This is a genomic window from Enterococcus lactis, assembly GCF_015751045.1.
Classification (GTDB): domain Bacteria; phylum Bacillota; class Bacilli; order Lactobacillales; family Enterococcaceae; genus Enterococcus_B; species Enterococcus_B lactis.
The window spans coordinates 12,086-23,678 of the sequence record NZ_BNJW01000019.1 but is presented as its reverse complement, the minus strand read 5'-3'; the positions used below and the strand labels follow the sequence as shown (position 1 = coordinate 23,678).

Here is an 11,593-nt window from a genome sequence, read left to right as displayed (position 1 = left end):
TATGGTAAAAAGAGGAGATATTTATTTTGCTGATCTTTCTCCAGTCGTGGGATCGGAGCAAGGCGGAACACGTCCAGTTTTGGTTATTCAAAATAATCTAGGTAACCATTTCAGCCCGACGATCATTGTTGCGGCTATAACGGCAAAAATGGCTAAGCCTAAGCTTCCGACTCACATTGGGATCAAAGCTACTGGAACAGGAATAGAAAGAGACTCCGTTATCCTGTTGGAGCAGATCAGAACGATCGATAAATCAAGATTGAAAGAAAAAGTCTGCCATTTGGATCGTCCAATTATGGCAGAAGTTGACCGAGCATTAAAAATTAGTGTGGGCATTGAGGCACTCACTCCTGTTACTAAATAAGTATAGCGAAGTAACCATGCAGCCTTTACATATAAAAAAAGGACCAACTGTGCGTAAAAAAAGATACGTCCGCTTCTAGTACCAGCATTTCTGCTAGAAGAAGCGAACGTATCTTTTTTGATGATCCAAGGAGTGGTCCATGCGCCCTCCTCCTTTACAGCCAGACTTGGACTACCAGCTGGCTTTTTTTACTCCTGGAATCAAACCTTTATGTGCTAACTCACGGAATTTTATACGGGACATCCCGAATTTACGCATGTATCCGCGAGGTCGTCCATCGATTAGATCGCGATTTTTCAACCGTTCTGGACGAGCATCTAAAGGAAGTTTACGCAAGCCTTCATAATCTTTTTGCGCTTTTAATTCCTGACGTAAAGCAGCATAGCGTTCAATCGTTTCTTGCTGTTTTTTTGCTTTGGCAATCTTTGATTTTTTAGCCATCAACAAATTCCTCCAATTTTTTTATTAGCGTAAATCGTAATCTTTACGCTTTTAGATGAATAATTTAACACGATACGCGAAAAAAAACAACTATTTTGTTTTGGATCATGTTCCAAACCGAAAAGACATTTTTTTTGTCAAAATAAAGGCATGAACGTAAACTTAAAGAAAAAGGGAGATGGTAACCATGCGAAGATTTGCAATTAACGGTTACGGAGAAGCGCAAGATGTTTTTGAAGAAATCGATGCTCAACCCAGAGAAGTCGATTCCGGACATATTCGTGTAGAAATAAAAGCATTCAGCGTGAATCCGTATGATGTTGCCTTGCGTTCAGGAGAGATGAAAGAGATACGAACATTGAAATTCCCTTATGTACTAGGTAATGATGGCGCTGGTATCGTGACAGAGATTGGTTCAGATGTCACAACTGTTCATGTAGGTGATCGAGTAGCTGTCCATGCAGTCGGCGGGACTTACGGAGAAGAAGTCGTACTGCCATCAGCAAAAGCAGTAAAAATTCCAGATGAAATGAGTTGGGAAGAAGCAGCCGGAATGGTCACACCAGGGATTACGGCGTACAATCTAATCAATCATTTGACGGAAATTCAGCCGACAGATACAGTGATGGTTCTAGGTGCATCAGGTGCGGTCGGGTCTAGTCTGATCCAGCTTCTCCACGAAAAGGGCATCCAAGTCTTAACCAGTGCCTCTAGTAAAAACGAAGAAAAAGTAAGGAAACTAGGAGCTTCAGCATTTGCTGCTTATGATAAAACAGACCCAGGTATGCAATTTGCTGATCAAGCAGACCTTGTGATTGATGCCACGAAAGGAAGCATCAAAGGAGAAACCGGCATCCAGATCCTGAAACCAGGTGGGAGATATGTTGCATTAAATGACCTCCCAGACCTAGATTTGCGGCAAAAAAAGGAAGGCTTTTATGAATCATTTGTTCCAAGAAAGGAATATCAAGATGCAGAAGCCTTTGCTGGCATAATCAAAGCTTATCAAAAAGGTGCCTTTCATATTTTTATTTCAATGAATCTGTCTGCTTCCCTTGCACATGTCATCCAAGCACATCAGCAAGTTGAAGGGCATCCTCCTGCTGGGAAAATCATTTTGTCATTCGAAAAATAAGAAATATAGGAATAAAAAAGAAAAAAGCTGAAACATTTTTGTAGGGGCAAAGACCAAAAAAGTGTTTTAGCTTTTTTGCGTATACGTATAATAGATAAAAACTTTGGCATAAAATTATCTTTCCCTTTTATTTCATGATAAAGTAAAGGCTGTAATCCTTAATTATTTCTCAATATGTAAGAGATTACAATGAGACAATTGCCGTGATATGTCCAAAAATTCGACTTTTTTGAAAAAAGCCGATTGAAAAAAGTATGAAATACATGGTAAAGTAATTCAGCTGAAAAAAGAAGAAGGGGGAGAACTATGCAGTCAATCAAAAATACACTTCGTTTATATTTGCTTGACTGGAAACGGATTTTCAAAAACCCGATTGCTACACTTTTGATCATTGCGATCATGATCATCCCTTCGCTGTATGCGTGGTTTAACATTAAAGCACTATGGGATCCATATGGAAATACTGGAGAGCTGCCAATTGCTGTTTACAGTGCAGACAAGCCAGCAGAGTTTCAAGGTAAAGAAGTGGCCATTGGGGAGCAAGTCATCGAATCGCTTCATAAAAATAAACAATTAGGATGGCAATTCGTTGATTCAAAAGAACAATTAGAAGACGGAGTCCGTTCCGGAAAGTATTACGCAGGTATTTACCTGCCAAAGGATTTCTCAGAAGATCTGCTGAGTTTTACTAGTGGTGACATCAAGAAACCAAAAATCGAATATACGGTAAATGAAAAAATCAATGCGATTGCACCGAAAATCACCGATAAAGGAGCAAGTTCGATCCAATCGCAAATCACAAATGAATTTATCAAAACAGCCAGTTCGACTTTATTGAAAGTATTCAATGAAATAGGTTACGACATCGATACGAACCTAGTAAGTATCAATAAAGTCAAAGATATGATTTTATCAACAGATGAAAATCTGGACACGATCGACGGCTACACAAAGCAAGTCCTCGAATTACAAAGTCAACTACCTGACATTAAAGAAAAACTGAATAAAGCAAATGAATTCGTGGATTACATCCCTAAAGTAGATGAGATGGGCGAAAAAGTCGTTGCATTGAATGACAAAATGCCTGAGTTGAAAGACCAAGCAAAAATCATCCTTGATTTGCAAGAAAAAATCCCAGAGATCCAAAATGCCGGTAAACAACTAGCAGAGATCGACGGTGATTTTGCTTCGATCCAAGAGACAATGAATCAAGGAATTGACGAAGCAAAACAAGGCTTGACGATCATCCAACAAGTACAAGATATCTTGCCAGATGTGAAAAATTTAGAAAACCAGGCAAGTGATCTAGCAAACCAAACAAAATCAGGTGCCTCTCAGCTGAAAGATGCGATACCAAGCATCACAAACAGTGTAGATGTTACATTGAAGTCAATTGGACAAGTGGCAACAACGACGGGTTCGCTAGCTGAGACGATCAATGCAGCTGTCCAAGATAACCAACTAAGTGAAAAAGAAAAAGAAGATATCGGGAATGTATTAAACAGTTTTATCAACAGTATTCCTCAACAACAAAATGCAATCGATAAACTGGTCGAGTTCCTGACTAAATTGCAAACAAGTGCTGGAAATACGAAATTGCAGCCAGTTATTGATCAGCTAAATCAATTGAAACCCTTGCTAGGCGATTTGCAAAGTCGTCTCACTGATTTGAACACAGCTGTTCAAGAAGGGAACACGGATAGAGTTACTGATTTATTAAAACAAGTACAAACTGCTGCTGAAAATGTTAATGGTATCGTTACTGGTATCAAGACGGATCAAGTCAGCTCTACCGTCACTTCTCTACTAGACCAAGTCATCGATACGATTGGGACTGCACAAGGCGCACTGAGCAAAGCGGACCAGATCGACTTTGATTCGCTTCTCAGCTCAACGAAAGCAACTGTAACAAATGCAGTGGCAATCTTAGAAAAATATCAAAAAGAAATGCCTGCAATTGGACAAGAAATCCACGATGCCAATACAATGTTGAATGGCAATATGGAGACCATCGTCAATGGCATCAATGAAGGGGCAGACCTATACAACAATGAATTACCGATCCTTCAGCAAAAATTAGGGTTGGCCGCTGATTTTATCCAAAATGATTGGCCCGCACTAAAAAATGAAATCACCGGTACATTGACAACAGTAAATGAAAAAATGCCAGAAGTCGAAACAGCTGTGAACGCTGCTGCGGACTTGATCAACAATGACTGGCCAAATATCAAAGCTGGTATCCAAAAAGCAGCAGATGCGATCCGAAAAGGCGAACAGGAAGTCGATCTAGGCGAAGTCATCAAATTATTGAAACTAGATGCAACAAAAGAAAGTGACTTCTTTACACAACCTGTTGAGCTGCAAACCAATGCGCTCTATCCAATCGCAAATAACGGTTCAGCTAGCACCCCATTTTATACTGCACTATGTCTGTGGGTCGGCGCTGTTCTTCTTTCAAGTGTTGCTACGACAGAATACTATTTAGGAAAGAAAGACCGAAACAATTTTACGAAACGAGAACAATTCGTTGCTCGTATGCTGACATTCTTGACAATGGCAATCGCGCAAAGCTTGATTGTTACATTAGGAAATATTTTCTTACTAGGAGTAGATGTCCAAAATCCAGTCTACAGCGTGTCATTTGCTGTCTTGATCGCCTTAGCGTTCATGATGATCGTTTACGTCTTGGCTGCATTATTCGATAATGTCGGTAAAGGGATCGCTATCATCATTTTAGTACTGTCGATCTCTGGTGGAGGCGGGAACTATCCGATCCAAGTCTCAGGAAAATTCTTCCAAATGATCAATCCGTTCTTGCCATTTACGCATGCGGTAAACTTGTTGCGAGAATCTGCAGGAGGCATTTACTGGCCAAATGCTACGAATGCAATCTGGATCATGGTCGGTTTGTTTGTTGTCTTTGGAGTCGTAGGAACGGCAGTCTATCCGTTCATCGAAGAAAAAATGACGAAATTCAAAGAAGCGGCGCGCGAGAGCCATATTTTTCATTAAAAAAAGAGGTTGTGAGATCAGCGTTTTGAGCTAATACCGAGGGTCAGCTGATGGAACACCGTGTACCAAGAGGTTGTGAAAAAGCTGTTCTGCATAAAGTAATAAGAATGACCAAACAAAAACAGCTTCACATTTCTCTTTCAAAAGTTAAGATATAAAAAAGGATAGAACCTGATTTTCTAAGTCAAGTTCTATCCTTTTATTATAGAATTCAAAGAAAAAGCCCATAAAAAAATGTTAGATTTTTGCTGTATTAAAGCGTTTGAAAAAGCGCTTGATATTTTTCTGTTTTTTTCCAATTATTTTCTTAAAGTTTATTGACTTTTAAGGTCAGTGAGCGTACTATAACATCTTGTTTACTATAAATTTTCGACTATAATACTTGAAGTAAAATTGCGTGTAAAGGAGTTTAAAAATTGGATTACTTAAAAAGGTTGTTAGTAGGTAAGCCTTTAAAATCTGCTGAAAATGATGAGCACAAATTAACCCGTTTTGCTGCTTTGGCATTATTGTCGTCTGATGCGTTATCATCTATTGCATATGGTACGGAACAAATCGTTGTCGTTTTAGTCGCTTTGTCTGCTGCAGCTATCTGGTATTCGCTGCCCATTGCCGCTTTTGTTATTATTTTATTGATTTCCTTAACGCTATCATATCGTCAAATCATCCATGCTTATCCTCATGGCGGTGGAGCTTATGTCGTCAGCAGTGAGAATCTTGGGAAGAATGCGGGCTTGATTTCCGGTGGCTCTTTATTGATCGACTACATGTTGACGGTAGCAGTATCTGTCTCAGCAGGTGCTGAAGCAATCACATCAGCGGTGCCAGCGTTATACGGGCATCAAGTTGCTATTTCTGTGACAATCGTTTTACTACTGATGATGCTGAATCTTCGTGGTCTGAGAGAATCTGCATCGTTCCTGTTATTTCCGGTGTACACATTTATCCTTGTGATCTCGTTGCTAATCGTTGTTGGGTTATATAATATCGTGACAGGTGCTGTGCCATTGCAAGCTACTGCGCTTCCAGGAGCGGCTGTTCCGGGGGTTTCTATCGCCTTGATTTTACGAGCATTTTCTTCTGGTTCCTCCTCTTTGACTGGGGTGGAGGCGATTAGTAATGCCGTACCATTCTTCAAAAAGCCAAGAGCCAAAAATGCCGCTGCCACATTGACGATGATGGCCTTGATCTTAGGTTTCTTCTTCGTTGGGATCACATTTATCAACTATTGGTATGGAATCGTTCCGGAAAAAGAAGTCACTGTTTTGTCTCAAATCGGTAAAGCCGTCTTTGGACATGGTATTTTGTATTACGTCCTTCAATTTGCTACAGCACTGATTTTAGCCGTTGCTGCCAATACTGGTTTTTCTGCTTTTCCAGTTCTTGCATACAATCTGGCAAAAGATAAATTCATGCCTCACATGTATCAAGATCGTGGGGATCGACTAGGCTATTCCAATGGGATTATCACTCTAGCGCTAGGTTCGATCGTGTTGCTGTTTATTTTCCATGGCTCAACAGAACGCTTGATTCCGTTATACTCTATCGGCGTGTTCATTCCATTTGCTTTATCTCAAACAGGGATGGTCGTCAAATGGAAAAAAGAAGGAAAAAGATGGTTAAGCAAATCGATTGCCAATATTACAGGTGCGTTCATCTCATATGCAATCATTGCGATTTTGTTCGTCTATCGGTTAGGAGATATTTGGCCTTTCTTCATCATCATGCCAATCGTTATGTTCATTTTTTATAAGATCCATGATCATTATAAAAAAGTGGCAGAACAGCTTCGTTTAGAAAATGATGCAAAACTACATGATTATGACGGAAATACCGTTCTTGTATTAGTTGGGAATGTGACACGGGTGAATATCGGTGCGTTGAATTACGCGCGTTCGATCGGTGATTATGTCGTTGCAATGCATGTTTCGCTAGACGAAGATGTCGAAAAAGAAAAAGAAATCGAATCAGAATTTAAAAAGCATTTCCCAGATGTCCGTTTTTCAATCGTCCACTCTTCTTATCGCTCGATTGAAAATCCAATTATCCGTTATGTAGATATCGTAAGTAAAAATGCAGCGAAACAAAACTATACAACTACTGTGCTGATTCCTCAATTTGTACCAAACAGACGTTGGCAGAATATTCTTCATAACCAAACAAGTTTGCGGTTAAGATTGCGGTTGTCTTGGCGTGAAAATATCGTTGTCAGCACCTATAGCTACCATTTGAAGAAATAAGCCAAGTTTTAAAATCAAAAACAGACCCTCTAGCTCTTAATTGAAGCTAGAGGGTCTGTTTCGTCTTATTCTCAGCTAAAGGTGCCCTCTATAAGCCATTAAAGATGGGAACAGCGTATGAAATGTTATTATTCTTCTTATTTAGCTGTAAAACATTTTGATTTTGATGTCTTGATCATAATTTCCGAATCCTTTGCCAAATAATGTACAGCCTCCTATATTTTCAGCTTCTTCCTTTACCTCGACTCTTAAGTGCCATGTGTCTTCATAAGTAGGAATATCCTTGATCGTGACATCTGACAATGGTTCGCCTTCCATATAAGTTCCATGTTCCATGATTCGAATCGTCTTCAACAACCCGTATTGATTTAAGTTGTCTGGATACCAATCTGGCGTATACTTGCCTCGAATATCTGCAAAATCTCCGGGGCTTGTCCAGGTGCCCAATGTGATACCGTTTAAGCTAAAGGTAATGTCAGACGGCCAATTATTATTAGAAAAAGGAAATTCAGAAGAAATCTCCATGGAAATCTCCATCATCTCTAGTTTCTCATCTGGAGAAAGGAAATTGGGTGACTGGTATTCAACAAAGCCTTTCGTGAACCAGAGAATCCGACCATCCATTCGATTCGGGTCCATAAAAAATTTAGGTTCATCTACTGGACCGATAAAACCAGAGAGTGTCGCTAATCCACAAGTTGGTTCAACAAAATAATTTGTATAATGACCGATCGGAATCGAAGTTTCTCTAGTATCAAAGGCATTAAATATTTTCTCAGGAAAGTTAATATCAATATGATCCACTCTCAAACTGGAAATCTTTTTTTGCCCCACACGTTCCGTTTTGATGATTTTGGCTTCCTCTAATTTTTTGATGTGCACCGTAATAATCGCACTGCTTAAACCTAATTCTTGTGCCAACTCTTTGACATTCATCTTGTTTTTAGCCAGCAATTGAATAATTTTGATTCGCACGTTACTGGCAAGTGCCTCATAGACAGGTAATGCTTCTTGATTGATTTCTAATTGCATCGTGTCGCCTCCGTTTAAACTGTTTGATTTACTTGAATGTTAATACATTTGCTAATTTGTGTAAATAGCATTGTTTATTTCGTTTATTGATTAATATATTTATTAATTAAAGTAGCAATTATTCTAGTAAAATTAATTAAAATGTTGTTGACAGCGGTTACAAATAAAGTTATGATTTATTTGTAAATAGAAAACATTTGCAAATTTTGGTAATAAGTAATGAAATTATATACGAATTGATAGTAAATAGTGATGAGGAGGATAGGAGTGTTCGGCTAGGTCATAATTCAATTTCAATGAAAGAGGGAAGAACATGAAGAAGAAACTTATTATTATTGGTGCATTGGTTGCAGTAGTCGCAATTGCTTTTGCCGGTTTTAAACGTTACCAGTCTTCAGAAAAAGAAAAATACACAATAAATTTTTGGTCTCCTCTTACGGGGGATGATGGTGCTTATATGGACAAGATTGTAGATGAATTTAATGAACAGTCTGGATCAGATTACAAAATTAATCACGTCATCACATCTGATATGTATACAAAATTAAGTACAGTCGTTAGCTCTAAAAATGGTATTCCTGATTTAACATTAATGCATTCCTACAAAGTAGAGGAATTTGTTAATTCGAATATTCTCGATACGGTTGAACCTTTGGTTTCGCATCAACCAGAGCTACAAAAAGGCAATTATTTAGATACTGCTTGGAATGCAGGAACAATTGGAGGCACTCAGTATACAATTCCGTTAGATATCCATGCGAGTGCAATGTACTATAATCAGGACCTTTTAGAGAAATATGATGTTACCTCTTGGTTAGACGATAATATTGTTACTTTTGATGAAATGATGTCATTAGCAGGGAAAATGGACGCAGGCGATTATGTTGTTAACAATGCCTTACTTTCCTGGGTTATTTTGGCTCAGATCCGTAATTTAGGAGGAGCTATTTCTGATGAGGCTGGCAATCCGACCGTTAATACTCCGGAAATGAAAGAAGCATTGGAAAGAATTAAAGCACTAACCGATGCTGGGTTAATGACTCCTTATGGCGAAGACGGTTATCTGATGTTCCAAGGTGGAAATGTTCTATTGTCCACAGATGGTACTTGGACTTCAACCGCGCATGATGCTGTTGAAGGGCTGAATTGGGGTGTCACAAACATTTATTCAACATCTGATGATATTGTAACAAATCGGGCTGCTTCCCATATGTTTGGTATGTTGAAGAGTGAGTCTAGAACAGATGAGAAAGAAGAGGTCATCGCGCAATTCTTAGAATTCGTTCGTACGAATTCGATTGAATGGGCAAAAGCGGGACAAATTATCGCTAGTAAAGACATTTTAGAAAGTGATGATTATCAACAATATCCTCAATCCTTCTTTACTTCAACTTCAGAGGAAGAAGATACACTTTATATCTTTGACTATGTTTATTTCTCCTATGTATTAGAGGCATTAGACGTCTATTGCACAGATATTGCATACGGTGAATTAGACTTGGATGAAGGTTTAGCAACGATGCAACAATATGTAGAAGATAAGATTGCGGAAGTAGCTAAATAATTGAAAGGGGATAATTTTATCCTCTTTCTGATTTTTGGAAGGGAATGAAAGGAATGAAAAAAAAGAGCATTAACTGGGCTTCAATTGCATTCATTGGACCGCATATGGTTCTCTTTATTATTTTTGTATGCATTCCAACAGTCTATGGGATTTATGCTTCATTTACTCAATGGAATTTGGTTTCTGATCCTGTTTGGGTCGGCCTAAACAACTATAAGACATTGTTATTTGATAGTTCGTCCACTTTCTATACTCAATTTTGGAATGGTTTGAAAAATACCTTTATTTTTGTCTTGATCATGGTACCACTACAGATCATTATTCCTTTGATGATTGCAGCGGCACTGCAACATAAAAAAGTGAAGCTGAAAGGACTTTTTCAAGCGGTTCTATATATTCCTGGTCTTATCTCTGTATCAGCTGGTTCTTTGATATGGTCACTGATTTTCCACTCTCGATTAGGTGCCGTAAATAATATTTTTGGATTTGATTTCTCTTGGGCATCGCGACAACCTTATGCGTGGATCTTGATTTTCGCTGTCAGCATTTGGGGAGCGATTGGTGGTAACATGATCATCTATCGCTCAGCTTTAGCGGGTGTCAATGAAGACCTTTATGAAGCCGCAGAGATCGACGGAGCTGGATCGTTCCAAAAATTCTTGAACGTGACCTTGCCGTCTATTCGGTTTCCACTTTTATATACAATCGTGATGACAACTGCTGGGGCATTTAACGTCTTTGCACAGCCTTTGATGATGACTGGTGGAGGACCCAATCAAAGCACGACTGTATTGATGATGTATATCCGTTCACTGGCTTTTAGTCAAGGGGAATCAATTGCAGGGATGGCTTCGGCTATGGCAGTCATATTAGGATTGATCATTATGTGTGTGTCCGTATTTCAATATTTTCTTTTAGATAGAAGCAATACTTAAGGGGGTAAAAAATGAATACACAAAAGAAACATATACCTAGTATGATCATCGCATATTTGTTTCTGATCGTTTTATGTATCATCTGGGTTATTCCATTGATTTTTAGCTTCGCCACTTCTTTTCGTTCTCAGACCGAAATCGTCTCCACTGGGTTTCGCTTGTTACCCGTAAATTGGATATTAGATAACTATATAGCGATTTTAACCAATACCTCTACTGCGCCTATCATGCAGTGGTTATGGAATTCACTGTTTATCGCAGTCACTCACACTGTCTTAGTTGTGATCGTTGTTTCAGTGACAGCTTATGGTTATGGCAGAACGCGCTTTAAATATCGTGATCGAATCTTTTATCTTTTGATGGGGATCTCGATGTTTCCCGGTGTTGTGAATTTGATTCCTTCCTATAAAATCATCGAAACATTTGGTTGGGTCAATTCATCTCTTGCCATGATTGTTCCAGGACTGGCTGGAATGGGGAATATTTTTCTTGTCAGACAATTTATGAAGGGAATTCCTCTTGAGTTTGATGAATCGGCGCGAATGGACGGTGCAGATGAGTTTACAATTTTTTCAGAGATTATCGTTCCGTTGATCAAACCTGTTCTGATCGTTGCCGGACTCTTTTCTTTCACTGGCTCTTGGAATGATTTCTTATGGCCAGTAATCGTGTACACAGACGTTAGTAAGATGCCAATTACGGCTGGGCTGCTTTTATTACAAGACATTTATGGGAATTATCGGATGATTGGCCAGTTAATGGGATCAGCATTGATTGCCATTATTCCCACAGTACTGCTGTTTTTATTTGCCCAAAAATATTTCATTGAATCTATGAACTTAAATGCAGGAATAAAAGGATAGTGAAGAT

The 11,593-nt window shown here is 38.9% G+C and carries 9 protein-coding genes; 7 read left to right on the top strand and 2 right to left on the bottom strand.

Going from position 1 to position 11,593, the window contains the following annotated elements; translation table 11 throughout:
* Position 1: 1 nt before the first annotated feature.
* Complete coding sequence (locus KFO35_RS10410; RefSeq protein ID WP_002289874.1) at positions 2 to 364, top strand: type II toxin-antitoxin system PemK/MazF family toxin; 363 nt, start codon at positions 2 to 4, stop codon at positions 362 to 364.
* Positions 365 to 535: 171 nt separating this feature from the next.
* Here KFO35_RS10410 and rpsN read toward each other — a convergent pair whose 3' ends face one another.
* Positions 536 to 805 carry a 30S ribosomal protein S14 gene (gene rpsN, locus KFO35_RS10405; RefSeq protein WP_002293413.1) on the bottom strand — a complete coding sequence of 90 codons (270 nt, stop codon included), beginning with the start codon at positions 803 to 805 and terminating at the stop codon, positions 536 to 538.
* A gap of 187 nt (positions 806 to 992) precedes the next feature.
* Between rpsN and KFO35_RS10400 the strand changes: the two genes are divergently transcribed.
* The 3 genes from KFO35_RS10400 to kimA all read left to right on the top strand — a co-directional run bounded on the left by KFO35_RS10400 (position 993) and on the right by kimA (position 7,192).
* The gene (locus tag KFO35_RS10400) at positions 993 to 1,940 is read left to right on the top strand and encodes an NADP-dependent oxidoreductase (RefSeq protein ID WP_002315569.1); all 948 of its coding nucleotides are present in this window, start codon (positions 993 to 995) and stop codon (positions 1,938 to 1,940) included.
* 306 nt (positions 1,941 to 2,246) lie between these two features.
* Positions 2,247 to 4,952 carry a YhgE/Pip domain-containing protein gene (locus KFO35_RS10395; protein WP_002315570.1) on the top strand — a complete coding sequence of 902 codons (2,706 nt, stop codon included), beginning with the start codon at positions 2,247 to 2,249 and terminating at the stop codon, positions 4,950 to 4,952.
* A gap of 416 nt (positions 4,953 to 5,368) precedes the next feature.
* Entirely contained in the window at positions 5,369 to 7,192 is a 1,824-nt protein-coding gene (gene kimA / locus KFO35_RS10390; RefSeq protein ID WP_002315571.1) for a potassium transporter KimA, read from the top strand.
* A 141-nt stretch (positions 7,193 to 7,333) separates the two neighbouring features.
* Here kimA and KFO35_RS10385 read toward each other — a convergent pair whose 3' ends face one another.
* The gene (locus KFO35_RS10385; RefSeq protein ID WP_002298354.1) at positions 7,334 to 8,224 is read right to left on the bottom strand and encodes an ArsR/SmtB family transcription factor; all 891 of its coding nucleotides are present in this window, start codon (positions 8,222 to 8,224) and stop codon (positions 7,334 to 7,336) included.
* A 313-nt stretch (positions 8,225 to 8,537) separates the two neighbouring features.
* Here KFO35_RS10385 and KFO35_RS10380 point away from each other — a divergent pair, with 313 nt between their 5' ends.
* Genes KFO35_RS10380 through KFO35_RS10370 form a run of 3 tightly spaced genes read left to right on the top strand, consistent with a single transcriptional unit; the run spans position 8,538 to position 11,586 of the window.
* Complete coding sequence (locus KFO35_RS10380; RefSeq protein ID WP_156271914.1) at positions 8,538 to 9,788, top strand: extracellular solute-binding protein; 1,251 nt, start codon at positions 8,538 to 8,540, stop codon at positions 9,786 to 9,788.
* Between the two features lie 44 nt (positions 9,789 to 9,832).
* Entirely contained in the window at positions 9,833 to 10,723 is an 891-nt protein-coding gene (locus KFO35_RS10375; protein ID WP_002315573.1) for a carbohydrate ABC transporter permease, read from the top strand.
* An 11-nt stretch (positions 10,724 to 10,734) separates the two neighbouring features.
* Positions 10,735 to 11,586, top strand: coding sequence for a carbohydrate ABC transporter permease (locus KFO35_RS10370; protein ID WP_002315574.1), 852 nt, complete (start codon positions 10,735 to 10,737; stop codon positions 11,584 to 11,586).
* The last annotated feature ends 7 nt before the right edge of the window (positions 11,587 to 11,593 follow it).

What these genes read in the sequence shown, in the direction of transcription:
- KFO35_RS10400 (WP_002315569.1), top strand. Translation starts at nt 993, where the DNA reads ATGCGAAGATTTGCAATTAACGGTTACGGAGAAGCGCAAGATGTTTTT.
- KFO35_RS10385 (WP_002298354.1), bottom strand. Translation starts at nt 8,224, where the DNA reads ATGCAATTAGAAATCAATCAAGAAGCATTACCTGTCTATGAGGCACTT.
- KFO35_RS10395 (WP_002315570.1), top strand. Translation starts at nt 2,247, where the DNA reads ATGCAGTCAATCAAAAATACACTTCGTTTATATTTGCTTGACTGGAAA.
- KFO35_RS10380 (WP_156271914.1), top strand. Translation starts at nt 8,538, where the DNA reads ATGAAGAAGAAACTTATTATTATTGGTGCATTGGTTGCAGTAGTCGCA.
- rpsN (WP_002293413.1), bottom strand. Translation starts at nt 805, where the DNA reads ATGGCTAAAAAATCAAAGATTGCCAAAGCAAAAAAACAGCAAGAAACG.
- KFO35_RS10410 (WP_002289874.1), top strand. Translation starts at nt 2, where the DNA reads ATGGTAAAAAGAGGAGATATTTATTTTGCTGATCTTTCTCCAGTCGTG.
- KFO35_RS10375 (WP_002315573.1), top strand. Translation starts at nt 9,833, where the DNA reads ATGAAAGGAATGAAAAAAAAGAGCATTAACTGGGCTTCAATTGCATTC.
- KFO35_RS10370 (WP_002315574.1), top strand. Translation starts at nt 10,735, where the DNA reads ATGAATACACAAAAGAAACATATACCTAGTATGATCATCGCATATTTG.